Source organism: Methylobacterium nodulans ORS 2060 (assembly GCF_000022085.1).
In the GTDB taxonomy this organism is placed as follows: Bacteria; Pseudomonadota; Alphaproteobacteria; order Rhizobiales; family Beijerinckiaceae; genus Methylobacterium; species Methylobacterium nodulans.
Genome location: NC_011894.1, coordinates 6,805,001 through 6,831,312, shown reverse-complemented (window position 1 = coordinate 6,831,312; position 26,312 = coordinate 6,805,001). Strand labels below are relative to the sequence as shown.

Sequence of the window (26,312 nt, the reverse complement as noted above, 5' to 3'; positions counted from 1 at the left end):
CGGGTCCGGAGTCCCGATGAGCTACGCCGTCAAGGAGATCTTCCACACCCTGCAGGGCGAGGGTGCCCAGGCCGGCCGCGCCGCCGTGTTCTGCCGCTTTGCCGGCTGCAACCTGTGGAGCGGGCGCGAGGCCGACCGGGCCGACGCGATCTGCCGCTTCTGCGACACGGATTTCGTCGGCACCGACGGCGAGGGCGGCGGCCGCTTCGCCGATGCCGAGGCGCTCGCCGCCGCGATCGCGGCCGCCTGGGGCGGCGGGCGCGACGGGCGCTACGTCGTCTTCACGGGCGGCGAGCCCCTGCTCCAGCTCGACGCGCCCCTGCTCGCGGCCGTGCACGCCCGCGGCTTCGCCACCGCGGTCGAGACCAACGGCACGCAGGATGCGCCGGAGGGGCTCGACTGGATCTGCGTCAGCCCCAAGGCCGGTGCGCCCCTGCGCATCACCCGCGGCGACGAGCTGAAGCTCGTCTATCCACAGGCGGGCCTGCGGCCCGAGGACCTGGTCGGCCTCGACTTCCGGCATTTCTGGCTCCAGCCGATGGACGGGCCGGACCGGCTCGCCAATACCGAAGCCGCGGTCGCCTATTGCCTGCGCGATGCCCGCTGGCGCCTCAGCCTCCAGACCCACAAGCTGATCGGCATTCCCTGACTCCTCGCCCCGATCCGCCCGGCGGCTCTTCCACCAAAGCGGTTCTGCCCGCCCTCGCCCGGTGCTATGGGGGCCTGACCGCGCGCAACACCCGCAATCGCATGTGCCATCGATGAAGATCACCCAGGCTTTCACGTTCGAGGCCGCCCACTGGCTGCCGAACGTACCCGAAACCCACCGTTGCCGCCGGATGCACGGGCATTCCTACCGGGTCGAGCTGACGCTCGACGGGCCGGTCGACCCGCATACCGGCTGGGTGGTGGATTTCTACGACGTGGAGCACGCCTTCGCGCCGCTCCTCGCCGAACTCGACCATCATTGCCTCAACGATTTGCCCGGCCTGGAGAATCCGACGGCCGAGCACATCGCCATCTGGATCTGGAACCGCGCCCGTCCGGCCCTGCCTGCCCTGTCGTCGGTCAAGGTGTTCGAGACGCCGCTCTCCTGGGCCGAGTATACGGGCGACTGACCGCAAGGAGGCGCCCCCGGGCGCAGCGGGCGGCTCAATCGGAACTGACCTGCGTGGCAGCCGCCCCGCTCCTCATGCTGAGGTGGCCGGCGAAAGCCGGCCAGAGACCTGATGGGTGGCGGCATCCGGCTTGCGTGAGGGCGGTCCGCGGTCCACCTGAGACCCATCGCCGGGAGACGAGACGATGGAGACGAGCGAGGGCGCGCTGGTGCTGTTCTCCGGCGGGCAGGATTCCACCACCTGCCTCGCCTGGGCGCTCGAGCGCTTCGGGCGGGTCGAGACCCTCGGCTTCGACTACGGCCAGCGCCATCGGGTCGAGCTCGACTGCCGCGACCGGCTGCGGGCGGGCCTCGCGGCGCTCGATCCCGCCTGGGCGGCGCGGCTCGGCCCGGACCACACCCTGCCGCTCGGGGTGCTGGGCGAGATCTCCGAGACGGCGCTCACCCGCGACAGCGCCATCGCCCTGGCCGAGACCGGGCTGCCCAACACCTTCGTGCCCGGCCGCAACCTCGTCTTCCTGACCTTCGCGGCGGCGCTCGCCTACCGGCGGGGCCTGCGCCACATCGTCGGCGGCATGTGCGAGACCGATTATTCGGGCTATCCGGATTGCCGCGACGACACCATCAAGGCGCTCCAGGTCGCGCTCAATCTCGGCATGGAGCGGCGCTTCGTGCTCCACACGCCGCTCATGTGGATCGACAAGGCCGCGACCTGGCGGCTCGCCGAGGCGCTCGGCGGCGAGGCGCTGGTGGATCTCATCGTCGAGGACAGCCATACCTGCTATCGCGGCGAGCGCGGCGAGCGCCACGCCTGGGGCTATGGCTGCGGCACCTGCCCGGCCTGCGAATTGCGGGCCGCGGGCTACGCGCGGTTCAGGGCAGCCTGACGCGCGCTTGTGCCGGCACGCCCGCTCGCGCACAACAGGCCTAACGGGCCGGCCCGACCGGCCACGGCCCCGGGAGGAGACCAGGACATGACCGCCTGCATCGTCGGCTGGAGCCATACGCCGTTCGGCAAGCACGACGCCGAAACCGTCGAGAGCCTCGTGGTGCGGGCGGCCGATGAGGCCCTGGCCCATGCGGGCATCGGCGCCTCGGACGTGGACGAGATCGTGCTCGGCCATTTCAACGCCGGCTTCTCGCCCCAGGACTTCACCGCCTCGCTGGTGCTGCAGGCGAATGACGGCTTCCGCTTCAAGCCCGCGACGCGGGTCGAGAATGCCTGCGCCACCGGGTCGGCGGCGGTGCACCAGGGCATCAAGAGCATCGCGGCGCGGCAGGCCCGCGTGGTGCTGGTGGTCGGCGTCGAGCAGATGACCCGCACGCCCCCCCGCGAGATCGGCGTCAACCTGCTCAAGGCCTCCTATCTGCCGGAGGAGGGCGACACCCCGGCGGGCTTCGCGGGCGTGTTCGGCGGCATCGCGGCCCGCTACTTCCAGCGCCACGGCGATCAGTCCGACGCGCTCGCGATGATCGCCGCCAAGAACCACCAGAACGGCGTCGCCAACCCCTACGCGCAGATGCGCAAGGATCTCGGCTACGAGTTCTGCCGCACCGAATCCGAGAGGAACCCGATCGTCGCCGGCCCCCTCAAGCGCACCGATTGCTCGCTCGTCTCCGACGGCGCCGCCGCGCTCGTGCTCGCCGACACCGAGACGGCTCTGCGCATGCGCCGGGCGGTGGCCTTCCGCTCGACCGCCCATGCCCAGGACTTCCTGCCGATGTCGAAGCGCGACGTGCTGCGCTTCGAGGGCTGCGCGGTGGCTTGGTCCCAGGCGCTCGCGAAGGCCGGCATCACCCTCGACGACCTCTCCTTCGTCGAGACGCACGACTGCTTCACGGTCGCCGAACTCATCGAGTACGAGGCGATGGGGCTGACCCCGGAAGGGCGCGGCGCCGAGGCGATCCGCGAGGGCTGGACCCGCAAGGACGGCCGCCTGCCCGTCAACCCGTCGGGCGGCCTCAAGGCCAAGGGCCATCCGATCGGCGCCACCGGCGTCTCGATGCACGCCCTCTCGGCCATGCAGCTCTGCGGCGAGGCCGGCGGCATGCAGATCCCGGGCGCCACGCTCGCGGGCGTGTTCAACATGGGCGGTGTCGCAGTCGCGAACTACGTGAGCGTGCTGGAGCGGATCAAGTAATCGCCGGGCCGCCTCCTGCGGCGCGAGGAACCCCTCTCCCGTTCGGGAGAGGGCTAGGGGCGAGGGTGCTACGGTTCAGCAGGAAGCTGGGACCGTCCCGCTGCCAGCTCACCGCTCTGCGCTTGATCCTGAAGCCCTGCCACCCTCACGCGCGATCTTTGATCGCCTGCCCCTCTCCCACTCGGGAGAGGGGTTCCTCGCACCCTCTTCTGTGACCGACGCGATCGTGGCGCCTCGGCTGCGATGGCGCGACCGCACGGAGCCGCCGTGACGGCCTTCCTGGTCCTCCTCCTCGCCTATACGATCAGCCAGTTCGACCGCGGCTTCCTCGCCATGGTGGCGCCGGACCTCGGACGCGACCTCGGCCTGCATGCCTCCGATCTCGCGCTCTTGTCCTCCGCCTGGTTCGCGGCCTTCGCGGCGGGCCAGGTGCCGACCGGGCTGAGCCTCGACCGGTTCGGCCCGCGCCGCACGGTCGCGGGATTCCTGCTCGCCGCTTCCCTCGGCACGGGGGCGCTCGCGGCCGCCACGGGCTTTGCCGGGGCGCTTGCCGGCATGGCCCTGATCGGCCTCGGCTGCGCGCCCGCCCTGATGGGCAGCCTCTACCTGTTCGGCCGCCTCTATCCGCCCGAGCGCTTCGCCATGCTCTCCTCGCTGATGATCGGGTTCGGCACCGCGGGCGACCTCCTCGGCTCCACGCCGCTCGCCCTCGCCGCGCAGGCGTTCGGCTGGCGGCCGATCCTGTTCGGGCTCGCCGCCGTCACGGCGGCATGCGCCCTCCTGATCCTCGCCCTCATCCGCGATCCGCCCCGCCTCGCGGATCCGGCCCGGGGCGGTCTCCTGCGGGGCTTCGCCACGGTGGCGGCGATGCGCCCGCTCTGGCTGATCTACCCCGTGGCGTTCGTGAGCTACGCGGTGGTGATCGCCACCCGGTCGCTCTGGATCGGCTCCTATCTCGGCAGCGTGCACGGCTTCGACGCGCTCGCCCGCGGCAACGGCGCGCTCGCCATGAGCGTCGCCATGGCGATCGGCGCCATCGGCTACGGGCCGCTGGAGCGGCTGCTGCGCGATCCCAAGCGCACGGCGCTCGGCGGCTGCCTCGTCACCGGGCTCGCCTTCGCGGCGCTCGGCCTCCTCGGCGGCCGCTCGGCCGGGCTGGCCGTGGCCCTGCTCGCGATCATCGGCGGGGCGGGCCTGAGCTACGCCATCCTGATGGCGCATGCCCGCCGCTTCTTCCCGGCCCACCTGCTCGGCCGGGGCGTGTCCTTCATGAACATCCTGTTCATGGGCGGGGCGAGCGCCGCGCAGGGGCTCTCGGCCACTGCGCTCTCCGCGGAGGGGGCCGATCCGGCGACGCTCTACGGCCGCCTGTTCGTCGCCTTCGGGGCCGCGCTGCTCGGCGCCACCGCGCTCTACGCCTTCGCGCCGCGGGCCCCTTCGCTCACGGCTGCGATGCCGCCTCCGCCGGGGTCCGCGCCCGCAGGGCGAGCGCGTGAAGGCCGCGCCTGAAGGCCTCGTCGAGGAGTGCGTTCACCATGCGGTGGCGCTCGACCCGGCTCTTCCCCTCGAAGGCCTCCGACACCACATCGAGGCGGAAATGGGTCTCCCCGCCTTCCCGCCATCCGGCATGGCCCTCATGCTGGTGCGACTCGTCGATGACGGTGAGCGCCGTCGGCCTTAGCCGCTCCTCCAGCGTTGTCCTGATCCACTCGCCCAAGCTCATCGGGTGCCATCCTGCGTTCGGGGTAATTCCCGGGGGCAGGGCCGTACCGCCCGTGTCAATCCGTCCCGGCGCACCTGCGGCATCAGGCCCGCAGCCCTTGTGCCCTGCCGGGGCCTCCTCATAATCGCCCTGCCATGGATCTCAACTCGCCCCTGTTCGACCGCATCCGCATCAAGCCCACCTGCGACGACGCCGCGGCGGAGGGGCCGGTCTGCGAGCGGCCGGGCTGCACCCAGCCGGGGCTCCACCGCGCCCCGAAGGGCCGCCGCCAGGAGGGCCAGTACTGGCGCTTCTGCATGGAGCACGTCCGCGAGTACAACGCCTCCTACAACTACTTCGCGGGCATGAACGACGCGGCCGTGCAGGCCTTCCAGAAGGACGCGGTGATCGGCCACCGGCCGACCTGGTCGATGGGCGTCAACCGCGCCGGCCGCGGGGCCGGGAAGCCCTCGGCGGCGACCCGCGACTGGGACTACGTCGATCCGCTCGGCATCCTGCGGGCGGGCGGCATCGGGCCCGACCGCGGCCGCGCCAAGGCGGAGCCGCAGCGCCCGCGCTTCTCCGCCCCCGTGCGCAAGGCCCTCGACGTGATGGGTCTCGACGAGGGCGCGGATGCCGCCGCCATCAAGGCGCAGTACAAGGTGCTGGTGAAGCGCTTCCATCCGGACGCGAATGGCGGCGACCGCTCCTTCGAGGACCGCCTGCGCGACATCATCCGGGCCCACGACACCCTGCGGGCCGCCGGGCTCTGCTGAGGAAGCGGGCACGGATCTCGCATCCGGCCCGCCGACGGGTCTCGCAACCGGGGGACGGCCCGCCTATATCAGGGTCGTTGGTACGTTTGCGCCGGCTCCCCCAGAACGATAAGGAAAGGCGGCGCCTGCCGGCACCCCCGCGCCGTCGCGACATCCGCAGGGCCGCCCCGAGAGGCACCCCTGCCCCGACGAGGCCCTTAATGCTCGCTGAAGACACGCTACCCGCTCTCCCGGACATGAATGTGTCCGTGCGCCAGGTGTTCGGGATCGACTCGAACCTTGAGGTGCCGGCCTTCTCCAAGACCGACGAGCACGTCCCCGATCTCGACCCGGACTACATCTTCGACCGCGAGACCACGCTCGCCATCCTGGCGGGCTTCGCGAAGAACCGCCGGGTGATGATCACGGGCTATCACGGCACCGGCAAGTCCACCCATGTCGAGCAGGTCGCCGCGCGCCTCAACTGGCCCTGCGTGCGCATCAACCTCGACAGCCACGTCTCGCGCATCGATCTCGTCGGCAAGGACGCGATCGTGCTCAAGGACGGCAAGCAGGTCACCGCCTTCCAGGACGGCATCCTGCCCTGGGCGCTGCAGAACAACGTTGCGCTCGTCTTCGACGAGTACGATGCCGGCCGCCCCGACGTGATGTTCGTGATCCAGCGCGTGCTGGAGGTCTCGGGCCGCCTGACGCTGCTCGATCAGAAGCGCGTGATCCGCCCCCACCCCGCCTTCCGGCTCTTCGCCACGGCGAACACCGTCGGGCTCGGCGACACCTCCGGCCTCTATCACGGCACGCAGCAGATCAACCAGGGCCAGATGGACCGCTGGTCGATCGTCACCACGCTGAACTACCTGCCGCACGACCGCGAGGTCGACATCGTCCTGTCGAAGGCGCCGCATTACCGCGGCGAGGGCGGGCGCGACATCGTCAACAAGATGGTCCGCGTCGCCGACCTCACCCGCAACGCCTTCATCAACGGCGACCTTTCGACCGTGATGAGCCCCCGCACGGTGATCACCTGGGCGGAGAACGCCGACATCTTCAACGACATCGGCTTCGCCTTCCGGGTCACCTTCCTCAACAAGTGCGACGAGCTGGAGCGCTCGCTGGTGGCGGAGTTCTACCAGCGCTCCTTCGGCAAGGAGCTGCCCGAGAGCGCGGTCAACGTCGCGCTGAGCTGATACTGACGGTCATTGAAAATGACCGTTGGTTCCGTTCTCGGATTTTCGCCAAGCCTCTGGCTTGATGTCGAAAATTCGAGACAGTCAACGGCCCGATGCGGCAGCACCCGCCGCCTCAGCAGCCTGGGCCGTTGGTATGATACGGAGGTGTCCCGCATGGCGGATCGGGTCCTGAGCGAGCAGCTTTCCGGCGAGACGCGGCCGGCTCAGGTCCGGACGCGCTACGCGGACGACGCTTACGCCTGGGACGACCTCCGGGGGCGCCCCTTCGACCTCGACTCCGTGAAGAAGTAGCCGGATGTCCCTCTCCAACCGCAAGCCCGGCGAGAAGCGCGAGCCGGTGGCCGAGCCGCTCAAGCGCTCGCTCGCCGGGACGCTCCGCGCCATCGCCCGCAAGCCCGAGATCGAGGTCACCTTCGCCTCGGACCGGCCGGCCCTGACCGCCGACAAGGCGCGCCTGCCCGAGCCGCCCCGCAAGCTCGCGGCGGCCGATGTGGCGATCCTGCGCGGCCATGCGGATTCGATGGCCCTGCGCCTCGCCTGCCACGACGCCGCCGTGCACCGCCGGATGGCACCCGAGGGCGCGCCCGCCCGCGCGGTGTTCGACGCCGTCGAGCAGGCCCGGGTCGAGGCGATCGGTTCGCGCCGCATGACCGGCGTCGCCGCGAACCTGACCGCCATGCTGGAGGACCGCTATCACCGCGGCGGCAAGTACGAGGAGATCACCGACCGGGCCGACGCCCCCCTGGAGGATGCCGTCGCCCTGATGGTGCGCGAGCGCTTGACCGGACAGAAGCCGCCGGAGGCCGCCGGCCGCATCGTGGAGCTCTGGCGCGACTTCATCGAGGCGCGCGCCGGGCGGAGTCTCGACGGGCTCCTCGGCAGCATCGAGAACCAGCGCGCCTTCGCGCGCTCGGTGCGCGACCTCCTCACCTCCCTCGACATGGCCGACGAGGCGCCCCTCGACCCCGAGGACGAGGAGAGCGAGGACGAGACCGAGGCGAAGGAGAACGAGCAGCAGGCCGGCGAGGGCGAGGCCGAGCAGCAGAGCCAGGGCGACCGGGCCGAGGTCGAGGTCTCGGACGAGGCGTCGGACGATCTCGACGAGGGAGCCACCGAGGCCGCCGACGCCCCGTCCGGCGAGTTGCCGGACGACGCCGAGGAGGCGGATTCCGAGGAGGCGTCCGAATCCTGGCGCCCGCCGAATCCCCGCGCGCACGAGCCCCGCGGTCCGGATTACCGGGTCTACACGGCGAAGTTCGACGAGGTGATCCACGCCGAGGAACTCTGTGATGCGGACGAGCTCGCGCGTCTGCGCTCCTACCTCGACAAGCAGCTCGCCCACCTGCAGGGCGTCGTCGGACGGCTCGCCAACCGCCTGCAGCGGCGGCTGCTCGCCCAGCAGAACCGGGCCTGGGACTTCGACCTGGAGGAGGGCCAGCTCGACCCGGCCCGCCTGCCCCGCGTCGTCATCGACCCGTTCCAGCCCCTCTCCTTCAAGCAGGAGAAGGACACCAATTTCCGCGATACGGTGGTCACGCTCCTCCTCGACAATTCGGGCTCGATGCGCGGGCGGCCGATCACCGTGGCGGCGACCTGCGCGGACATTCTCGCCCGGACCCTGGAGCGCTGCGGCGTCAAGGTCGAGATCTTGGGCTTCACCACCCGGGCCTGGAAGGGCGGCCAGTCCCGCGAGGCGTGGCTGCAATCCGGCAAGCCGCCCTCCCCTGGGCGCCTCAACGACCTGCGCCACATCGTCTACAAGGCCGCGGACGCCCCCTGGCGGCGGGCGCGCAAGAATCTCGGCCTGATGATGCGCGAGGGCCTGCTGAAGGAGAATATCGACGGCGAGGCGCTCGACTGGGCGCACAAGCGCCTGCTCGCGCGCCCCGAGCAGCGCCGCATCCTGATGGTGATCTCGGACGGCGCCCCGGTCGACGATTCGACACTCTCGGTCAATCCGGGCAATTACCTGGAGCGCCACCTGCGCTACGTCATCGAGGAGATCGAGACCCGCTCGCCGGTGGAGATTCTGGCCATCGGCATCGGCCACGACGTCACCCGCTATTACCGCCGCGCCGTCACCATCATCGACGCGGAAGAACTCGGCGGCGTGATGACCGAGAAGCTGGCCGAGCTGTTCGACGAGAGCGCCGCAGCACCGCCGCGCCGCGCCGCCGCTGGCGGACGCCGCTGAAGCGACCATCTGCGCCGTTGCCCTTCGGGCGGCGGCGCGCGAAATTGGGTTAGGCTTAAGAGAACCGGCCTCTGGGATCCTGGCGGACCGGCGGCATTTGTGCTGCGTTCAGCTTCGCTGTGCATGATCAGGACGATCGACGGCGCCGCGGCGAGGCCATTCCTCTGGGAGAGGGCTCATACTGCACTGCATGACGCGCCGGATTGCAGTGCCGGACGGGACACGGGACCGATGACGTCGCAGACCATTGACCGCAAGCCTAAATCCCGCGCCGGCTGGGCCATGGGCGGCTTCGACCCGGTCTATTACCTCGCCACTTATCCGGATGTGGCGGAGCACGGCTGCGACCCGCTGGAGCATTACCTGAAATTCGGCTGGAAGGAGGGCCGCGATCCCTCCGCGCAGTTCAGCACCTCCGGCTATCTCTCCGCCAATCCGGACGTGGCGGAGGCAGGCATCAATCCGCTGGTCCATTACCGCCTGCACGGCCTCGCGGAGGGGCGCAGCGGCTGGCAGAAGACGGTGGATCCCGCCGGCATGGCGACGATGGCCCGGCGCGCCGCCCGCAAGCCGGACTGATCTCCCGCCCACCACCGCTCCGGTGCGCGAAGCACCCGGGAGCCAGACCGAGGCTGTGATACCAACGGCCCAGGCTGCTGGCGCAGCCAGGACAATCTCGCCGACAAAGCCCGCAAGCTCGGCATCCCGGTCTATCGCTTCGGCTCGGGCGGCGCCTGAGCGCCGCCACACACCAACGCCATCCTTGATCAGTGCACGGGGCCGAGGGGCACGTTTCGCAGCTTGTCGGGATTGCGCGTCACGTAGATGGCGACGACCTTCTCGTCCTCGATCTGCAAGGCTGTCGTCTGCATGATGTTGCCGCCTTCGATGGTGACGAAGCCCGGCAATCCGTCGATCACGGCATAACGCACGAGCCGCGACGGGCTCAGTGCGAAGTCGCGAGCCATTCCGGCATGACGCGCGAGGACGGCTTCGAGACCGACCAACGGCTGCAACGTCGCGGGAACCTTGCCGCCGCCGTCAGCATGGGCAACGACATCTTCCGCCAGCAACGCCCGCAACGCGGCCATGTCGCCACTTCTTGATGCCGTGAAAAAGGCCGCCGCGAGCTTCAATCCTCGCTCCTTCGGGACGGCAAATCGCGGGCGGGCGTCGTAAATATGAGCACGCGCCCGGCTGGCGAGCTTGCGGCAGGTGGCGGGCTCCCGCCCGATCGCTTCGCCGACCGCATCGAACTCCATGCCGAAGACATCGTGAAGCAGGAACGCCGCCCGCTCCAGTGGCGACAGGCGTTCCAACGCGATCATCAGCGGCAGCGTGATGTCGTCGGGTGTGTCAGTGTCTTCAGGATCGAAGATTGGCTCGGGCAGCCACGGACCGATATAGGTCTCGCGTCGACGCCCGGTGATCTGCCGGGCAAGCCCGGGACAAGCCTCGCCGCTTACGCCTCCTTCAAGCGACACTCCTTAAGGTCAGCCGCGGAACGACCATGCGACCGTCGAGGCCATCCGGGCGGCAGGCGCCCTACGCCCGACGCAGGAGACCACGCCGTGACCTCGACCTTCGCGAGCTACCAGCTCATCACCCGCGACCCGACCACGGCCCTCAAGCGCAAGGCCGCCAATCCGACCATCGCCCGCGACACCGCCTACTACAACGCCAATATCGGCAAGGTGAAGTCGATCGACGACCTGCTCGGCGACCAGCGCCTCTACGCCTACGCCATGAAGGCCCACAGCCTGGAGGACATGACCTACGCCAAGGCGTTCATGCGCAAGGTGCTAACGGAGGGCGTGGATTCCCCGACGAGCTTCGCCAGCCGGCTCACCGACCCGCGCTAGGTCGCCTTCGCCCGCGCCTTCGACTTCGCCACCGGTGCGAGCGCGACCGGCACCGATGCCACGGTCTCGGGCACGATCCTGGCGAATTCGACGATCATCCCGGCCCGGCCCGCAGAGCTCAGCGGCTCGGTCGTCCTGCCCGACACGATGGATTTCTCCGGCACCAACGAGGCGAGCTTCTCGATCAGCTCGCAGTTCGACGCCGCCACCACCAAGTCCGCCGCCATCGTCCTCAACAGATCGACCCTGGCCTCCTCCGTCGCGAACCTCTCGCGCGTCACGCCGACCGAGCTCGTGGCGGCGATCAACGCCCAGATCGCCGCTTCGGGCGAGGCCAACCTCAAGGGCAAGGTCCGGGTCGGCCGCGGCGTGGACGGCAGCCTGTATGTCGAGACGACCGCCTTCACCTCGCTCGGGGCCGACGGGGCCGCAGGCGGGACGGGCGCCTATGCCGATACGTCCTACCCGGCGGGAGGCAGGGACCGGACGGTCGCCATCCGGAACCTGTCGCTCTCAGGCCCCGGCCAGACGGCGGTCAATGTCGGCTTCGGCACCGACCTGCCGCCCGACATGAAGGCCAAGACCGTCACGGACGCCTATCTGCGCCAATCCCTGGAAACCGATGCGTCTACGGCAAGGGCATGGCGGGCGGCTCCTGGAAGTCGATGCTCGCCGAGCAGATCGGCGGCCAGATCGCCAAGGCCGGCGGAATCGGCATCGCCCGCATGCTCGCGACTGCCCGTCCGGCCCAGACCGGCGAGGCGAAGAAGACCGAACTCTAGAGCATTGCCCGACGAGGCGGATCCATGCTGATCGCATCCCTGACCCGGCTCGAAGCCACCATCGACGCGGAGACGGAGGCGCAGCTCACGCGCGCCCCCATCGACCAGGACGAGTTCAACCGGCGCAAGAGCCAGAGCCTGCTCGAACTCACCCGCCTGTCCCGCCACCGCGAGGACGCAGGCCCGGACCCGGACCTCGCCGCCTGCCTCGCGCGGCTGCGCGACAAGCTCGCCCGCAACCAGGAGGTCGTCGCCCTGCACCTGCGGGCCGTCGAGGAGGTCTCCGAGGTGATCGCCACGGCTCTGCGCGCGGCCGAATCGGACGGCACCTACACGGCCGCCCATCGCTGAGGCCGCCATGCGCGTCGTCGTCACCGGGATCTGGATCTGCATCGTCACGCTGCTATCGTGCTACGGCGTGTTGACGTGGGGCGCCGGGCTCTTCGCCCAGAAGACCGAGCCCTATTTCGAAGGGCTCCAGTACCAGAAGCTGCGCGCCATCAACGTGCCGATCATCGCGGACGGCGCCCTCCAGGGCTACATCGTCACCACCCTGGTGTTCACGGCGGACGCCAAGCTCATGCACACGCTCGCCGTGCCGCCCAACGCCTTCGTCATCGATGAGGCCTTCCGGCAGATCTACGGCGATCCGAGCCTCGATTTCCGCCGCCTCGCCAAATACAACATCAACAAGCGCCTCACCGAAATCCGCGCCAAGGTCAACGAGCGCCTGGGCGCCGAGGTGGTCAAGGACGTGCTGGTGGAGGATTTCAACTTCGTGCCGCGCAAGGACGTGCGGTCGTGAGGATCGGCCGGCCCCCACGGGACCTGGCCGAAGGCCGGCTCAAAGCGGGTCGTATCCCGGCTTCTTGTACAGCTTGTCCGATTGGCCAAGGATGTCGGGCCTGTAGACCTTCTCGGCCCAGTCCTTCGGCTCGACATCCTCGATGACCACCGAGACGGACGACTCTGAGCAATTCGCGCTCGCCATCACGGCCCTGGTGATCTCTTCTGCGATCTTCGATTTCTGCTGCTCGGACCTTCCGGCATGGAGCTTGACGATGACGTGCGGCACTCCCCGTCTCCTTGTTCGGTCGAAAAACTACCGGTGGTACTGATCGTCGGTGACATGCTCCAGCCAGTCCACGGGGCTGCCGTCGAGCTTCTCCTGGATGGCGATGTGGCTCATGGCCGTGGTCGCGGTGGCGCCGTGCCAATGCTTCTCGCCCGGTGGAAACCAGACCACGTCCCCCGGCCGGATCTCTTCGATCGGACCGCCCTCGCGCTGGGCCCAGCCGCATCCGGCCGTGACGATCAGGGTCTGACCCAGCGGATGCGTATGCCAGGCCGTGCGCGCGCCGGGCTCGAAGGTGACGAGGGCACCGGCGACCCGGGCCGGCTCCGGCGGGCTGAACAGCGGATCGATCCGGACCGATCCGGTGAAATACTCCGCCGGCCCCGTGGCCGAAGGCCGCGATCCGCTTCTCGTGATCTCCATCGCTGCACTCCCCGGCAGTTTCGCGCTTCCGGCACGGACCTGACGGCTGCCCATGTCCGGCGTCTCATCTAGGGCGGAATCCGGTCCACCGTGAACGGATTCTACCCTAGACCTGGCGCAGCAGCCGCCCCACCGCCTCGCCCCCGAGATGCGCCGCAAGCGCCGCGGCCCTCGTCGAGGGCGATCCCGACGCCGCCGCAGACCGCGCCCTGGCCGTGGAACACATAGCGCAGGGTGCTCGACGGCTGGAGCACGCCGGCCTTCAGCGACACGTAGCCCTGCAGGCCCCCGGGCGGTCGTTGCGCCCGCTGACCAGGGCGAGGCCGCCCCGCTGCCCGGTCACGATCCGAGGCACCACCCGCAGGCGGTTGAGCTCGCGGCTCGCGAGCACGAGGCGGGGCCCCGCCAGCGCCACCAGCACGTCCGGCGGGAAATGCAACAGCCCCTCGACGGAGATGAGCCGGTCGTCGGTCTCTCGACGCCGACGAGCGCGAAGTCGACGGCGGTGGCGGCGGTCTCCGCCGCGTCCCAGGCGAGCTGGAAGGCGAGCTCGAACCCAGGTCTCGGGCGGCGCGAGATCCGCGAAGGACAGGACGACCCGCGCGAAGCGGTTGTTGGCCGTGACCGCGTGCTCGTCGGCGCGCGCGCCGGCCGCGGCGCCGCCGGCATAGCTCACCGAGACGGGCAGGAAACGTGTCGCGCCGGGCATGCTCGCGGGCGGGTGGAGGGCGGGGCATCGTGGGCGACGGAGCCCCGCACCTGCCGGCTGCCCCCGCGGCCTGTCAAGCCGTGGCGCCCGTCCCCTCCCGCCTCGCCAGCGCCGCCTCGCGGATCTGCGTCAGGGTCTGGCCCGGGGTGATCGCGTCGGTCGCGATCTTCAGGTGGATGATCGAGGGCCGGCCGGACTCGTGCGCCGCCGCGAAGGCCGCCGGAAAGTCCTCGGTCCGCTCGACGGTCCAGCCGAGGCCGCCGAAGGCCCGGGCATAGGCGGCGAAATCCGGATTATGCAGGTCGGTCGCGATCGGACGGTCGGGGAATTCGCGCTCCTGGTGCATCCGGATCGTGCCGTAGCTCGCATTGTCGCAGACGATCACCACGATCGGCAGCCGGTACTGCACGGCGGTCGCGAATTCCTGGCCGTTCATCAGGAAGTCGCCGTCGCCGTTGAGCGAGATCACGCTGCGCGCGGGCCACAGGCGCTTCATCGCCACCGCGGCCGGCAGGCCGTAGCCCATCGAGGCCGAGGTCGGGGCGATGTGGCCGGCAAAGCTGCGGAAGCGGAAGAAGCGGTGGATCCAGGCCGCGTAGTTGCCCGCCCCGTTGCACAGGATCGCGTCGCCGGGAAGAGTCTCGCGCAGGTGGATGATCACCGCGCCGAGATTGACCCCGCCCGGCTGCGGCGTCGCGGCCTCGCCCCAGGCGAGAAAGTCTTCGTGCGCGGTGCGGGTCTCGGCCCGCCACGGGATGCGGGCGGGGGCTGAGAGGCGCGCGAGCGCCGCGGCAGTGCGCGCCGGCGCCGCGTTGATGGCGAGGAAGGGCCGGTAGACGCGGCCGAGCTCCTCGGGGCCCGCATGGATGTGCACGAGCCGCGTCTGCGGCCCCGGGATGGCGAGGAGGCTGTAGCCCTGCGAGGGGATCTCGCCGAGGCGCCCGCCGAGCAGCACGACGAGGTCGGCGGCCTTCACCCGCGCGACCAGCCGGGGATTGGCGGCAAGGCCGAGATCGCCCGCATAGCAGGGGTGGAGCGCATCGAAGAGCGGGCTGCGCCGGTAGCTCGTGGCGACGGGCAGGTCGAAGGTTTTCGCGAAGCGCGCGATGTCGGCGCAGGCGGCCTCGCTCCAGCGGCTGCCGCCCAGCACCAGGATCGGGCGCTCGGCCGAGGCGATGAGGTCGGCGAGGAGCGCGACGTCGTCGGCGCCGGGCGCCGCCTCCACGGGCACGAAGGGCGGCGCGAGCGGCGCCTCGGTCGTCTCCGTCAGCATGTCCTTGGGCAGCGCCACCACCACGGGGCCGGGCCGGCCGGCGGTCGCGGTCGCGAAGGCGCGCGAGACGAGTTCCGGCACCCGGTCGGGATCGTCGATCTCCGTCGCCCACTTGGCCATCGGCCCGAACACCGCCCGGTAGTCGAGTTCCTGGAAGGCCTCGCGCTCGCGGAAGCGCCGCTCGATCTGCCCGACGAACAGGATCATCGGGGTCGAATCCTGCTGCGCCACGTGCAGCCCCGCCGAGGCGTTGGTGGCGCCCGGCCCCCGCGTGACGAAGCAGATGCCGGGCTCTCCGGTCGCCTTGCCGTGCGCCTCCGCCATCATGGCGGCGGCGCCCTCCTGACGGCAGGTCGTGACCGCGATGCCGGAATCGCGCAGGGCGTCGAGGACCGGCAGGAAGCTCTCGCCCGGCACCGTGAAGACGTGGCGCACGCCGTTCGCCACCAGCTGGTCCACCAGCACGCGGGCGGCGCTGCGCCCCGATCCGTTCGCCCTCATCGCCCTCACCTGCTCCGCTCGACCGGTTCCAAAGAAGATCACGCCGTCGGTGTTAAGAGATCTCCCTCAAGCCAGGACGGGTTCGGGCTGCGGTAATCCGTTCACCCTACGGAGGCGAATGCCTTGCCATGTCTTGATCGCTGCTGATATAGCTGATGCCGATCATAGGAGACATTCTGGAATGTCTACACGGTTAATAATTCTTGCACAGATGAAGCAGATCGCCGAGGAACAGCAGCGCAAGCTGGCACCCCTCGACGATCAGACAGCTTTGACCGAGACCGGGCTCGACTCGCTCTGCTTCGCGATCCTGGTGGCGCGACTGGAAGCGGAGTTGAACATCGATCCGTTCACGATGGCGGAGGAGATCACCTTCCCGGTCACGGTCGGCGAGTTCATCGCGCTCTACGAGAGCGCCGCCGTCGATGTCGCGGCCTGAGCCCCTGTCGCTCCGCACGGCCCTGGCGGCCGTGCCGGCCGCATCAGCCGCACCGGCCGCGGGCCGGCTCCTCGGCCGCGACGCCGCGGCGGCCTTCGCGGATCTCCCCCGGCAGAGCGCCCTCGGCGGCGCCCGCGATGCCCTCGCCGGGCGGGCCGTGCTGGTCGCGACGGCGGACCCCTTCGCCGCCGCCCTCGCCCTCATCGACCTCGACGGCCTCGCGCGGCGCCTGCTCCTCTGCCCGCCCGACCTCGACCCGGCCCATCTGCCCGTCCTCGCCGAGCGGGCCGGCATCGAGGCCGTCGTGACGGATCTCGCCCCCTCCGCACGGCCGGATTGCGGCGGGCGCCCCGTCTTCCCCCTTGTCCCCCTGGCGGAGATGCCCGCTCCGCGGGCGGAGCCCCTTGCCACCGAGTGGGTGCTGCTGACCTCCGGCACGACGGGCGTGCCGAAAATGGTCGTGCACGACCTTGAGGGCCTCACCGGGGCGATCCGCCCGCTTCCGGAGGGCGGCGCCCCGCCGGTCTGGTCCACCTTCTACGACATCCGCCGCTATGGCGGCCTGCAGATCTTCCTGCGCGGCATCCTCGGCGGGGGCTCGCTGGTGCTCTCCGCACAAGACGAGCCGGTGGCGGATTTCCTGCGCCGCCTCGGACGGCACGGCGTCACCCACCTCTCGGGCACCCCCTCCCACTGGCGCCGGGCGCTGATGAGCCCCGCCCTCGGCGCGATCCGGCCCTCCTATCTGCGGCTCTCGGGGGAGATCGCCGACCAGGCTTTGCTCGATGCCCTCAGGGCCGCCTTCCCGGAGGCCGCGATCGGCCACGCCTACGCCTCCACCGAGGCGGGCGTCGGCTTCGAGGTGACGGACGGGCGCGAGGGCTTCCCGGAGAGCTTCCTCGGCCCCCGCGACACCGGGGTGGAGTTGCGCGTCGCCGAGGGCGCGCTGCGGATCCGCTCGGGCCGCGCCGCCCGCCGCTATCTCGGCGAGGAGGCGCCGGCCCTGATGGATGCGGAGGGCTTCGTCGATACCGGCGACATGGTCGAGATCCGCGACGGCCGCTGCCGCTTCGTCGGCCGGCGCGGCGGCATCATCAATGTCGGCGGCCTCAAGGTGCATCCGGAGGAGATCGAGGCGGTGATCAACCGGCACCCGCGCGTGCTCATGGCGCTGGTCGAGGGCCGCCGCAACCCGATCACCGGGGCGCTCGTCACCGCGACCGTGGTGCTCGATCCGGGCGAGGCGGCGCCCGAAGCCGTGACGGCCGAGATTCTGGCCGCCTGCCGGGCGGCCCTGCCCGCCCACAAGGTGCCGGCCCTGGTGCGCATCGCGAAAACGCTCGCGGTGACGCAGGCCGGCAAGCTCGCCCGGAATGCCGCGCCCCGCCCGGGGATTCGTCATGCGTAACGTCCTCGTCACCGGCGGCAGCCGGGGCCTCGGGCTCGCCATCGCGGGCAAGCTCGCCGGGTCGGGCTTCCGGGTGATCGCGGTAGCGCGCCGGCCGAGCGAGGCGCTGGAGGCGGCGATGCGCGAGACCGGGCCGGGCGAGATCCGCTTCGCGCCCGCCGACCTCGCCGAGGTGGGCGCCCTGCCCGACCTCGTGCGGCGCCTGCGCGAGGCGCACGGGCCGCTCTATGGCCTCGTCAACAACGCGGGCCTCGGCACCGAGGGCCTGCTCGCGATGATGCCGCTCAACGATATCGAGGCGCTGGTGCGGCTCAACACCCTGGCGCCGATCGTGCTGACCAAGCACGCGGTGCGCGCGATGATGGCGGAGGGCGCGGGGCGGATCGTCAATGTCAGCTCGATCATCGCCGCGACGGGCTACAACGCGCTCTCGGTCTATGCCGCCACCAAGGCCGCGATGATCGGCTTCACGCGCTCGCTCGCCCGCGAGGTCGGCCCGCTCGGGATCACCGTCAACGCGGTGGCGCCGGGCTTCATCGAAACCGAGATGACGCGCGGCCTCGGCGAGGCGGAGCGCCGCAAGATCGCCGGCCGCAGCGCCCTGCGCCGCCTCGCCGAGGCGAGCGACGTGGCGAACGCAGTCGACTTCCTGATGGGCGAGACCGGCCGCAATATCACCGGCACCGTGATGACCATCGACGCGGGCAGCACCGCCTGAAGGCAACCCCGACCGCGCCGCTGGGTTAACGCGACGTGATCGGCCGCACGGCGGGAGGGGAAGTCATGGGTCTGCTCGATCAGGTGATCGGCTCGGTGCTCGGCAACGTGCTGGGCGGGGGACAGGGCCGCCAGGGCGGCGGTTCCGCGGCGATGTCGCCCCTCGTCAAGGCGCTGCTGATGCTGCTTGCCGCCAAGGCCCTCCAGGGCGGGTTCGGCGACATCTTCGGGAGCGGCAGCCGGCCCGCCCCGCATCCGCGCGGCGACGAGGGATTCGAGCCCGAGCCCGGCGCCGGACCGCGCGGCGCCGATCCGGACAACCCCTTCTCCGAATTCTCCGGCATGCTCGACGGACCGGGCGGCGCGCCGCAGCCCGGCCCCCGCGGCAGCGCGCCGAATCCCTTCGACCAGCGGGCCGACCAGTATTCGGGCCTCGACCGCGAGATCCCCGACAATGCCGGCCCGGAGGGGCTCGACGGGCTCATCGACCGCTTCCGTCGCGGCGGCCTCGGCGATGTGATCGAGTCCTGGATCGGCCCGGGCCCGAACCGGCACATCCAGCCCCAGCAGCTCGCGCAGGCGCTCGGTCCGGACACGGTCGAGACGCTGAGCCGCACGACCGGGCTGTCTCGCGACGACCTCCTGGCGCAGCTCGCGCAGGTGCTGCCGGGCGTGATCGACGGCCTCACGCCCCAGGGACGGCGGCCGACCCCGGGCGAGATGCGGGGCTGGTAGGGGAATGGCCTACGACCTCTACTACTGGCCGGGGATCCAGGGGCGCGGCGAGTTCGTCCGCCTCGCCCTGGAGGAGGCGGGCGCGGATTATGTCGACGTGGCCCGCCGGCCGGACCGGGGCGGCATCGGGGCGCTGTCCGGCCTCCTCGCCGAGGGCGGGCCCCGCCCCTCCTTCGCCTGCCCGGTCCTCAAGGACGGCGACCTTCTGATCGGTCAGACCGCCGCGATCCTGCTCTATCTCGGCCCGCGGCTCGGGCTCGTGGGCGAGAGCGAGGCCGAGCGGATCCGCACGCATCAGCTCCAGCTCACGGTGGCGGACGCGGTGAGCGAGGCGCACGACACCCACCACCCGATCGCCAGCAGCCTCTACTACGAGGACCAGAAGCCGGAGGCGGCCCGCGCCGCAAAGATCTTCCGCGAGGAGCGTCTGCCGGCCTTCCTCGGCTGGTTCGAGCACGTCCTCGCGACCAACCCGGCCGGCCCCGCCTGCCTCGTCGGCGCGCGGCTGAGCTACGCCGACCTCTCGCTGTTCCAGCTGGTCGAGGGGCTGCGCTACGCCTTCCCGCGGGCGACGGCGCGGGTGCTGGCCGCCACGCCGAAGCTCGCGGCCCTGCATGCGGCGGTGGCGCGGCGCCCGCGGATCGCCGCCTATCTGGCGAGCGACCGGCGGGAGAGGTTCAACGAGGACGGGATTTTCCGGCGCTATCCGGAGCTCGATGGGTGATGCGGCTGCCGTCGGAACCTGCCCCTCTCAGCCCATAAGCGCCGCCCGCTCCGCCTCGTAGGCCTCCCGCACCGTGTCCTTGCCGTAGCGCCGCTCCAGGCGCCGGATGGCGAAATGCGCGCGGGCGATGGTCTGGAAGTGATCCATGAAGGCCGTGTTGACGGCTGCCCCGCCGACCGCGCCGATCACCGGCACCGCCTGGGCGGCCAGCTTCTGCGAGACGACGAAGCCGAAACGGGAGGCGATCTGGGCGACGAAGCGCATCAGGACAGGCGCGCTCTCGTCGAGCAGGCCGCGGCCCGCCGCATAGCGCGTCACCTCCGACAGCGTCTTGGCGAGCGCGCCGCGCACCGCGAAATAGCCGCTGTCGGTCGGGCTCGGCTCGGGGCCGCCGCGACCGCCGAGGGCGAAGACCTGCAGGCAGGCGAGCGCCGCCTCGGGCTTGCTCAGGTCCTCGCCCTCGCGCCGGGCGATCTCGGCGATGGAGCGCAGCATCAGGGTGGTGGAGACCGGCAGCTCGACCACGAGGGTCGCGATGCCGAAGGCGCCTCCCACCGCGCCCGACATGGCCGCGAGCGCCTTGTGGCCGAAATCCCCCGGCGGATGGCGTTCCAGGAAGTCGAGGGCGCGGGCGCGCAGGCCGGGCCGCTCGGCATCCGCAGCCGCCATCACCGCGGTGCCCGCGGGATCTTTCGGCAGGGTCGCGAGTGCCACGTGCAGGGCGCCGCGCAGCGCCGTCTCGGCCGCATGCGTGACGGCCTCGGTGACGGCGGCCGGCAGGGCGCGGCCCAGGAGGTCGAGGGGCGCCCCGGCGATGGCCGAGAGGCGCGCCGCGAAGCTGGGGCGCTCCAGCACCGCCACCGCTTGGCGCAGGATCTCGCGATCGGCCTCGCTCAGGGGCTCGGGCCCGGGGACGGCGGCGGGGAGCGGCGCGGTCTCGACGGGGACGATGTCGGTCACGGCTGAACCTCGGGATGGCGGACGGAACGGACGCAGGAAAGCTGGCGATGCCGGGGCGGGCTCCGCAAGGGCGTCCGCCCTCAAGACCGGTAGCCCCGATTCGGTGAAGGTGACTATGGTGGCGCATCCGCCCCAAGCAGGTTTCGGAAAAGTGCCTTGCGGTTTTCCGTGAAAACCTGCGACACATCAAAAGCCTAAGCGGACGAAGCGGTGGCACGCCCCGCCAAGTCAGCTTAGCCGCCCGCGCGAGGTCCCTCCCCCATGTCCAGCGAACCGCCCGCCGCCGTGCCCGACTGGGGCGCCCCGGTCATCCGCACCATCGCCATGCCGGCCGACACCAACCCGGCCGGCGACATCTTCGGCGGCTGGCTGATGGCGCAGATGGACCTTGCCGCCGGCAACGTCGCGGCGCGGCGCGCGCGCGGGCGCTGCGCCACCATCGCGGTGGAGGGCATGACCTTCCTGCACCCGGTCTCGGTGGGCGACGAGGTCAGCCTCTATGCCCGCATCGTGGCGGTCGGGCGCTCCTCGATCCGCATCCAGATCGAGGCGTGGCGCCGCGCCCGCGAGAGCGAGGAGACCATCAAGGTCACGCAGGCGCTCTTCACCTTCGTCGCCATCGACAAGGACCGCCGCCCGCGCCCCGTGCCGCCCGAGCCCGCGCCGCCCACGGCGGGGGATAACGGCGGCTTCGGCGCCTGGTCCGTCTAAATACCAACGGCCCCGGCTGCTGACGCAGCGGGTGCTGACGCGCATGCTCACGCATCGGGCCGTTGACCCATCTCGAACTGTCGACACCAAGCCACAGGCTTGGCGACAATGCGAGAACGGAACCACCGGTCCTTTTCAAGGTCCGTTGGTATAAGCAGACGACACGTCGGCTCGCGAACGCCGCGTCTGCCGAGGGAGCCTGCGCGGGGATGGCGGCATCCGGGTGATCGGGCCCGGTCTGGGGATTTCGGGAGTCGAACCGCCTTGAGAGGCTCACGGATTCGGGGCCCGCGAGCATCTCCTCTTCGGAGCGGTAAGGTGATCGCGAGAGCAGAATCCGTTCATGGTGGAACAGCTTCTGCTCCAGACTTTTGAGTTTGCCGCATTGTCTGCGACGAACCGGCATCCTCGTCGTTGGACAATGCTCTAGCCCAGGATGAACCGGGCCGTGCGGATCGCCGCCCACCCGAGGCACGCCGTCCAGACCGCGCTGCAACCTTCCCTGAACAGCGTCGTCTCTCGAGCAGCTGCGTCCCTGATACGCACCACCATGGTGGCAACCCCCGTCTTTTCTTCGTCGTTCATCGTCTGATCTTTAATGAATTCGATCGGTAAAATGATATTAACAGTTCGAGCTCAGGCCCGAAATGGCGCGAGCCTGGTTGCTCTTCATTAAGACTAACGAATAGTTAACAATCTGGATGCGGATCGCGCCCGCAGCCGCCGGAGGCCGGATCGGTCAGCGCAGGAAGCCCGCACTCCGCAAGGCGTCCTCGATGGCTTTGAGGAGCGGCTCCTGCGGATCGTCGTTCTGTGCGTCCGGGGGCGACAGCGGCGGCATGGGCGGGAAATGCAGGTCCGGTTCGCGGACGGCACCGGCTTCGATCGCCGGGGGGTCCTCAGGGCGGGTCTTCTTGCGCAGGGCGGACGAGATGACCTTGCCGATCATGGGCGAATCCCGGGCAGGCCCGAGAATCCGTCAGGCGCTGATCGAAGCGCCTGACGGATTCCCAGCTGTTGATGGCCGGCTGTCCGATCGGAGAACCGGATTTTTCGCCTCCTGAACAGCCTCTGGGCAGAACGCGCGGATGACTGAAGCGTTCGCATGCGGACCGGTCAGATCAATTCCTGGCCATCGATCCAGACCGGATCGATGAGGGGCTCCCCCCCCGCGACCGGCTGGCGCGGCTCCTCGCCTCGGACGAGAAAGGCGGCCTCGTCGTGATCGATGTCGCGCAACTGCTCCGAGAGGAGCTGCAGGTAGCTGGCGGCGGCCGACGCACCGAACAGCTCGGCGAAGCGCTCATGGGCCACCGACGCCATGGTCTCGACGACGGCCTGGGGCGGGCTGCCGCGCTCGACGGCGTTGTCGAACACCGCTCGCCATGCACCAGCGAGCCGCTCGCGCAACTCCAGCGTGTCCTCAATCGGGGGCGGCACTTGTGTGGTCACAACGTCGTCCTGCGGACCGATCGATCGGCACTCAAGTATGAATCTTCGCGCAAGGACGCCCGGACTGTCAAATCGGTATATTCCGCGAGTAACACATCCAAGCAGGGTGGCAGGGTTCCGCCCCGCCACCCTGCTCAGGTTGTGGCCGTTTCGTCCGACGGGATATCGATAACCACTCGCGCGCCCGGCCCTGGCTCGGCCGTCAGCCGCCCTCCGAACTGATGGACGATCGAGCGGATCAGGCGCATGCCCAGACCGCTACTGGCCCGGTCGAGCAGATCGACCGGCAAACCGACCCCCTCGTCGCTCACCCTCAGCCGCGCCGTCGGGCCCATGGATGCCAGCTCGACCTTGATGCCGCCCCGGCGCCCCGTGGGATAGGCGTGCTTGAATCCGTTGATCACGAGCTCGGCAACAAGAAGCCCGGTCTTCATCGCCCGCTTCGAGCCGAACTCAATCGGTTCCGCCCGAATCTCGATTCCTTCGACGTTGCTCGGCCGGGTCGCGGCGAGCGCCTCGCAGATCCCTCGGAGGAACACCGACATATCGACCCTGTCGCTCGCAGTCGCGCGATAGAGCTGTTCATGCGCGGCCGCGACGCTGGCAACGCGCCTGCATGCCTCATCAAGGGCCTTCGCAGCGTCGCCGGTCGGCAGCTGGCGGGCCTGAAGCGTCAGCATGCTGGACACCAGCTGCAGAGAATTCTTCACCCGGTGATCGACCTCGCGGAGCAAGATCTCGTTCTGCACCAACAGCCGATCCTTCTCCTCGAGAAGCTGTTCTGCGTCACGACGCGCTAGGCGTTCCGCATCGAGCGATCGCCTCAGCTCCAGTTCCGTAATGACGCGGCGGGCCAGGGCCTTCAGCAACGATCGCTGTCGATCCGTCAGATCGCGCGGCTTCCGGTCGAGCACGCACAGGGTTCCAACATGGCCACCATCGGGCGCCACAAGCGGCACGGCCGCGTAGAAGCGCACCGAAAGCTCCCGATGCACCCGCACATAGTCTTCGAATTGACCATCGGCCGCGAGATCGCGAACGACGACGAGGTCGTCCGCACGCACGGCATGAGTGCAGATCGAGCCCGCATCGACGGCGCAACCGTCCGGCAAGCCCGCAACCGCCTGGACCCACTGATGATCCTCGTCAACAAAGCTTATGGCGGCGATGGGCGCGTCGACTATGGCGGTAGCCAGCGCGACGATCTCGTCGAACACCGGCGCGGGCGCAATGCCGGCCACGTCATACCGGTGGGACAAGCTAGGCCGTTTTGTTTCAGGTACTTCGATTTGACGCACGGGGGCTCCCTCCCCTGAGCGAGCATAGCTGAAGGGTCGAGGAGCCAAGTCCTGCACGCCTTTCCTTACGTATGTTCGCGGACCGTTCCTTACGGTCCCGTCACGCCATTCCCTAGAGCCGAACGGATCATGCGAGCTAGTACGGTCGCATCATTCAGCGCTGCCGCGGCCGCTCGGATGGTCCCGTTGGGCTCCCGGTGAATCCGCGTTCGCGTGCCCAGACCACGGCGCCGGCCCTGTCATGTACGTCGATCTTGGCATAGATCCGGGCGATGTGGTTGCGCACGGTATTGTGGGTCACGCCGAGCTTTTTGACGATCTCTGCGTTGCTGAGCCCCCGACACATCAAGCCGAGCACCTCGAGCTCCCGCGGCGTCAAATCGGAAAGACCGGCCTCCGGCTTGTCCGGCCGGTTCGGACGACGCAGATGGGCGAGTTTCTCAATGACCGTGCGGCTGAACCAGGAGGTATCCTGCATCACCGCCTCGATCGCCGCGATCAGCTCTTCCTCCGACCGCTTGCGCTCGGTGATGTCCTGGATCACCGTCAGGACGCACTCTTCTCCCTGAATTGTGACCGTTTCGGCCGAGACGAGACAGTCGAGCACTTCATCATGCTTGGTGCGCAACGGGATTTCGAGCTTTCGGAAGCTGCCCGATTTGCCGATCTCCTGCTCGATGCGCTTGCGTGCGCCGCTCTCGACCCAGATGGGAAGCTCAGAACCCGTCCGGCCTATCACCTCGTCAGGCTCATAGCCGAGGACGGCTCCGAACGCATCGTTGACGTCCAGGAGACGCAGTTTCTCGCGGGTGGACAGCATCATCGGAATAGGTGCCAACCGGAATGACCTGGCAAAGCGCTCCTCACTTTGACGCAACGCATCTTCCGCTTGTCTGCGAGGCTCCATGTCGATGAAGGTGAAGAGCATGCATTTCTCTTCGCCGATCTGGATCGGCTGGCCTGCGATGATGACGGCTTTGCTCTTCCCATCGGGAAGACGAACGGTCGATTCCATCTGCGGAATAGTTCGGCCCTCTCGCAGGCTGGCAATCGCCGCTTCCTTCTTTTCTGCGTTCTCCAACACGTCGAACTCGTAGGTCGAACGGCCGATGATGTCGTCCCGACTGTAGCCCGTCATCAGCAGGAAGCCGGGATTGGCCCTGACATAGCGCAGATCGTACAGCCGGCAGATGATTGCCGGTGCCGGGTTGGCGGCAAATGTACGCTCGAAGCGTTCTTCTGCGGAAATATGTTCGGTGACATTTTCGACGACCAGAACATAGGATTCGGCATTGCCCTTCACGTCCGTGAGTGCGAAGCCGCGAAATTTCAGGACACGTCGCCGATCCTCGTCGTTGCCGGAGCATGTCCGGCCGAGCTCGACGATCACGTCCTGGAACTCCTCGCCCGCCAACGCCCGGTCGACCGGGTACTGCCCCTCTCCGAGCACATGATTGTTCCGGTACTTCAATTCGAAGCGCTCGCGGTACTTGGCGACGGATCCGCCGAGCTCCGAAAGATGGGATACGTTGTGAAGAGCAAGAGCGCTCTCATTGGCCCATACGATGCCCTCGACCGGGTCGATCAGAAGGATACCCTCGCCAAGACCTGCGATGATCATCTGCAGCTGGCGCCTGTCGACTTGCCTTCGCAACGCAGCCTGGTCCGGCACTACCTGGCTCATCGAGCCCCCTTCCCCGCAGCAAGGCAATGCCGCAACGCTAGCACTCAGCAGATGCAGAAATACTAGTTCCGGCAACACCGGAAGCCCTTTTATGTCATGCAGTTCTGCTACGCGAGTGTGCGGCCATGAGGCTTTCGCCTCCGCGGTGATTGCAGCCCTCGGCCGAACACGTCGGGTGAACCGCCCCGGGCTTTTCGGAGGCTTCCACTGATGGAGCCATGACGCCCGCCTCTTCTCCCCTGAGGTGCGCGAGCGCGCGGTGCCCGCATGATGGGGTTCGAGTTCCGGGAAGAGGCCCGATCACGACAAGAGCCCCGGTGCCGTGCGGGCCGGGGCTTTTGCGTGTCTGGGGATGTGGTTGCGGGGACAGGATTTGAACCTGTGACCTTCAGGTTATGAGCCTGACGAGCTACCGGGCTGCTCCACCCCGCGGCGGGCGCCG

General features: G+C 69.5%; 33 protein-coding genes and 1 tRNA gene. 20 read left to right on the top strand and 14 right to left on the bottom strand.

Features of this window, described 5'->3' with window-relative positions; all coding sequences use genetic code 11:
* The first annotated feature begins 16 nt into the window (after window positions 1-16).
* From queE to MNOD_RS31865, 5 genes are all read left to right on the top strand, one after another.
* Window positions 17-649, top strand: a complete 633-nt coding sequence (gene queE / locus MNOD_RS31885; protein WP_015933074.1) for a 7-carboxy-7-deazaguanine synthase — start codon at window positions 17-19, stop codon at window positions 647-649.
* Window positions 650-761: 112 nt separating this feature from the next.
* On the top strand, window positions 762-1,118 hold the full coding sequence (gene queD / locus MNOD_RS31880; protein ID WP_015933073.1) for a 6-carboxytetrahydropterin synthase QueD: 357 nt from the start codon (window positions 762-764) through the stop codon (window positions 1,116-1,118).
* A gap of 184 nt (window positions 1,119-1,302) precedes the next feature.
* Window positions 1,303-2,004, top strand: coding sequence for a 7-cyano-7-deazaguanine synthase QueC (gene queC, locus MNOD_RS31875; RefSeq protein WP_015933072.1), 702 nt, complete (start codon window positions 1,303-1,305; stop codon window positions 2,002-2,004).
* Window positions 2,005-2,091: 87 nt separating this feature from the next.
* Window positions 2,092-3,258: an acetyl-CoA acetyltransferase gene (locus tag MNOD_RS31870; RefSeq protein WP_015933071.1), complete on the top strand. Its 1,167-nt coding sequence runs from the start codon at window positions 2,092-2,094 to the stop codon at window positions 3,256-3,258.
* 267 nt (window positions 3,259-3,525) lie between these two features.
* Window positions 3,526-4,767 (top strand): MFS transporter, encoded by a 1,242-nt coding sequence (locus MNOD_RS31865; RefSeq protein WP_015933070.1) that lies wholly within the window; start codon window positions 3,526-3,528, stop codon window positions 4,765-4,767.
* Here MNOD_RS31865 and MNOD_RS31860 read toward each other — a convergent pair.
* On the bottom strand, window positions 4,700-4,981 hold the full coding sequence (locus MNOD_RS31860; RefSeq protein ID WP_015933069.1) for a BolA family protein: 282 nt from the start codon (window positions 4,979-4,981) through the stop codon (window positions 4,700-4,702). The two genes, MNOD_RS31865 and MNOD_RS31860, sit on opposite strands and share 68 nt — an antisense overlap.
* A 134-nt stretch (window positions 4,982-5,115) precedes the next feature.
* Between MNOD_RS31860 and MNOD_RS31855 the strand changes: the two genes are divergently transcribed.
* The 5 genes from MNOD_RS31855 (at window position 5,116) to MNOD_RS31840 (ending at window position 9,696) form a co-directional block, all read left to right on the top strand.
* The gene (locus MNOD_RS31855; RefSeq protein ID WP_015933068.1) at window positions 5,116-5,736 is read left to right on the top strand and encodes a J domain-containing protein; all 621 of its coding nucleotides are present in this window, start codon (window positions 5,116-5,118) and stop codon (window positions 5,734-5,736) included.
* Window positions 5,737-5,936: 200 nt separating this feature from the next.
* Window positions 5,937-6,920 carry a cobaltochelatase subunit CobS gene (cobS, locus tag MNOD_RS31850; protein WP_015933067.1) on the top strand — a complete coding sequence of 328 codons (984 nt, stop codon included), beginning with the start codon at window positions 5,937-5,939 and terminating at the stop codon, window positions 6,918-6,920.
* 156 nt (window positions 6,921-7,076) lie between these two features.
* Entirely contained in the window at window positions 7,077-7,214 is a 138-nt protein-coding gene (locus tag MNOD_RS47325) for a hypothetical protein (RefSeq protein WP_015933066.1), read from the top strand.
* Between the two features lie 4 nt (window positions 7,215-7,218).
* Window positions 7,219-9,117 (top strand): cobaltochelatase subunit CobT, encoded by a 1,899-nt coding sequence (gene cobT, locus MNOD_RS31845; protein ID WP_015933065.1) that lies wholly within the window; start codon window positions 7,219-7,221, stop codon window positions 9,115-9,117.
* A gap of 231 nt (window positions 9,118-9,348) precedes the next feature.
* Entirely contained in the window at window positions 9,349-9,696 is a 348-nt protein-coding gene (locus tag MNOD_RS31840; RefSeq protein ID WP_015933064.1) for a hypothetical protein, read from the top strand.
* 188 nt (window positions 9,697-9,884) lie between these two features.
* Here the strand turns inward: MNOD_RS31840 and MNOD_RS31835 are convergent, their stop codons facing one another.
* On the bottom strand, window positions 9,885-10,547 hold the full coding sequence (locus MNOD_RS31835; protein ID WP_244424827.1) for a sigma factor-like helix-turn-helix DNA-binding protein: 663 nt from the start codon (window positions 10,545-10,547) through the stop codon (window positions 9,885-9,887).
* Window positions 10,548-10,688: 141 nt separating this feature from the next.
* Here MNOD_RS31835 and MNOD_RS48405 point away from each other — a divergent pair, with 141 nt between their 5' ends.
* A complete protein-coding gene (locus MNOD_RS48405) occupies window positions 10,689-10,979 on the top strand; it encodes a DUF1217 domain-containing protein (protein WP_050783445.1) in 291 nt (96 codons plus the stop codon).
* On the opposite strand, the gene MNOD_RS50760 is transcribed toward MNOD_RS48405, so the two are convergent.
* The gene (locus MNOD_RS50760; protein ID WP_425277488.1) at window positions 10,976-11,323 is read right to left on the bottom strand and encodes a hypothetical protein; all 348 of its coding nucleotides are present in this window, start codon (window positions 11,321-11,323) and stop codon (window positions 10,976-10,978) included. The two genes, MNOD_RS48405 and MNOD_RS50760, sit on opposite strands and share 4 nt — an antisense overlap.
* Before the next feature lie 297 nt (window positions 11,324-11,620).
* Here MNOD_RS50760 and MNOD_RS44435 point away from each other — a divergent pair, with 297 nt between their 5' ends.
* Genes MNOD_RS44435 through MNOD_RS31815 form a run of 3 tightly spaced genes read left to right on the top strand, consistent with a single transcriptional unit; the run spans window position 11,621 to window position 12,566 of the window.
* A complete protein-coding gene (locus MNOD_RS44435; RefSeq protein WP_425277487.1) occupies window positions 11,621-11,761 on the top strand; it encodes a rod-binding protein in 141 nt (46 codons plus the stop codon).
* A 24-nt stretch (window positions 11,762-11,785) separates the two neighbouring features.
* Window positions 11,786-12,112 carry a hypothetical protein gene (locus MNOD_RS31820; RefSeq protein WP_015933062.1) on the top strand — a complete coding sequence of 109 codons (327 nt, stop codon included), beginning with the start codon at window positions 11,786-11,788 and terminating at the stop codon, window positions 12,110-12,112.
* 7 nt (window positions 12,113-12,119) lie between these two features.
* On the top strand, window positions 12,120-12,566 hold the full coding sequence (locus tag MNOD_RS31815) for a hypothetical protein (protein WP_015933061.1): 447 nt from the start codon (window positions 12,120-12,122) through the stop codon (window positions 12,564-12,566).
* A 39-nt stretch (window positions 12,567-12,605) separates the two neighbouring features.
* Here the strand turns inward: MNOD_RS31815 and MNOD_RS31810 are convergent, their stop codons facing one another.
* The 4 genes from MNOD_RS31810 to MNOD_RS31795 form a co-directional block, all read right to left on the bottom strand.
* The gene (locus MNOD_RS31810) at window positions 12,606-12,836 is read right to left on the bottom strand and encodes a tautomerase family protein (RefSeq protein ID WP_015933060.1); all 231 of its coding nucleotides are present in this window, start codon (window positions 12,834-12,836) and stop codon (window positions 12,606-12,608) included.
* Window positions 12,837-12,863: 27 nt separating this feature from the next.
* Window positions 12,864-13,259 (bottom strand): (R)-mandelonitrile lyase, encoded by a 396-nt coding sequence (locus MNOD_RS31805; RefSeq protein ID WP_015933059.1) that lies wholly within the window; start codon window positions 13,257-13,259, stop codon window positions 12,864-12,866.
* Window positions 13,260-13,521: 262 nt separating this feature from the next.
* Window positions 13,522-13,968, bottom strand: coding sequence for a hypothetical protein (locus tag MNOD_RS49505; RefSeq protein WP_043749804.1), 447 nt, complete (start codon window positions 13,966-13,968; stop codon window positions 13,522-13,524).
* Between the two features lie 73 nt (window positions 13,969-14,041).
* Window positions 14,042-15,742, bottom strand: coding sequence for a thiamine pyrophosphate-binding protein (locus MNOD_RS31795; protein ID WP_015933058.1), 1,701 nt, complete (start codon window positions 15,740-15,742; stop codon window positions 14,042-14,044).
* A 181-nt stretch (window positions 15,743-15,923) separates the two neighbouring features.
* Here MNOD_RS31795 and MNOD_RS31790 point away from each other — a divergent pair, with 181 nt between their 5' ends.
* The 5 genes from MNOD_RS31790 (at window position 15,924) to MNOD_RS31770 (ending at window position 19,765) form a co-directional block, all read left to right on the top strand.
* Complete coding sequence (locus MNOD_RS31790; protein ID WP_015933057.1) at window positions 15,924-16,181, top strand: phosphopantetheine-binding protein; 258 nt, start codon at window positions 15,924-15,926, stop codon at window positions 16,179-16,181.
* Window positions 16,168-17,589, top strand: coding sequence for a long-chain fatty acid--CoA ligase (locus MNOD_RS31785; RefSeq protein WP_015933056.1), 1,422 nt, complete (start codon window positions 16,168-16,170; stop codon window positions 17,587-17,589). Before MNOD_RS31790 ends, MNOD_RS31785 begins: the two co-directional genes overlap by 14 nt.
* A complete protein-coding gene (locus tag MNOD_RS31780) occupies window positions 17,582-18,307 on the top strand; it encodes an SDR family NAD(P)-dependent oxidoreductase (protein WP_015933055.1) in 726 nt (241 codons plus the stop codon). Before MNOD_RS31785 ends, MNOD_RS31780 begins: the two co-directional genes overlap by 8 nt.
* 65 nt (window positions 18,308-18,372) lie before the next feature.
* Window positions 18,373-19,041: a YidB family protein gene (locus MNOD_RS31775; protein WP_015933054.1), complete on the top strand. Its 669-nt coding sequence runs from the start codon at window positions 18,373-18,375 to the stop codon at window positions 19,039-19,041.
* 4 nt (window positions 19,042-19,045) lie between these two features.
* Window positions 19,046-19,765 carry a glutathione S-transferase gene (locus tag MNOD_RS31770; RefSeq protein WP_015933053.1) on the top strand — a complete coding sequence of 240 codons (720 nt, stop codon included), beginning with the start codon at window positions 19,046-19,048 and terminating at the stop codon, window positions 19,763-19,765.
* Window positions 19,766-19,792: 27 nt separating this feature from the next.
* On the opposite strand, the gene MNOD_RS31765 is transcribed toward MNOD_RS31770, so the two are convergent.
* Window positions 19,793-20,725, bottom strand: coding sequence for an EcsC family protein (locus MNOD_RS31765; protein ID WP_015933052.1), 933 nt, complete (start codon window positions 20,723-20,725; stop codon window positions 19,793-19,795).
* Window positions 20,726-20,986: 261 nt separating this feature from the next.
* Here MNOD_RS31765 and MNOD_RS31760 point away from each other — a divergent pair, with 261 nt between their 5' ends.
* A complete protein-coding gene (locus MNOD_RS31760) occupies window positions 20,987-21,436 on the top strand; it encodes an acyl-CoA thioesterase (RefSeq protein WP_015933051.1) in 450 nt (149 codons plus the stop codon).
* A gap of 426 nt (window positions 21,437-21,862) precedes the next feature.
* On the opposite strand, the gene MNOD_RS48395 is transcribed toward MNOD_RS31760, so the two are convergent.
* The 6 genes from MNOD_RS48395 to MNOD_RS31735 form a co-directional block, all read right to left on the bottom strand.
* On the bottom strand, window positions 21,863-22,021 hold the full coding sequence (locus MNOD_RS48395) for a hypothetical protein (RefSeq protein ID WP_198157682.1): 159 nt from the start codon (window positions 22,019-22,021) through the stop codon (window positions 21,863-21,865).
* Between the two features lie 154 nt (window positions 22,022-22,175).
* Complete coding sequence (locus tag MNOD_RS31755) at window positions 22,176-22,385, bottom strand: hypothetical protein (protein WP_015933050.1); 210 nt, start codon at window positions 22,383-22,385, stop codon at window positions 22,176-22,178.
* Between the two features lie 167 nt (window positions 22,386-22,552).
* Window positions 22,553-22,888 carry a hypothetical protein gene (locus MNOD_RS49500; protein WP_015933049.1) on the bottom strand — a complete coding sequence of 112 codons (336 nt, stop codon included), beginning with the start codon at window positions 22,886-22,888 and terminating at the stop codon, window positions 22,553-22,555.
* 134 nt (window positions 22,889-23,022) lie between these two features.
* Complete coding sequence (locus tag MNOD_RS31745; protein WP_015933048.1) at window positions 23,023-24,186, bottom strand: sensor histidine kinase; 1,164 nt, start codon at window positions 24,184-24,186, stop codon at window positions 23,023-23,025.
* Window positions 24,187-24,340: 154 nt separating this feature from the next.
* Window positions 24,341-25,870, bottom strand: coding sequence for a helix-turn-helix transcriptional regulator (locus tag MNOD_RS31740; RefSeq protein WP_015933047.1), 1,530 nt, complete (start codon window positions 25,868-25,870; stop codon window positions 24,341-24,343).
* A gap of 355 nt (window positions 25,871-26,225) precedes the next feature.
* A tRNA-Met gene (locus tag MNOD_RS31735) sits at window positions 26,226-26,302 on the bottom strand.
* Window positions 26,303-26,312 lie beyond the last annotated feature (10 nt).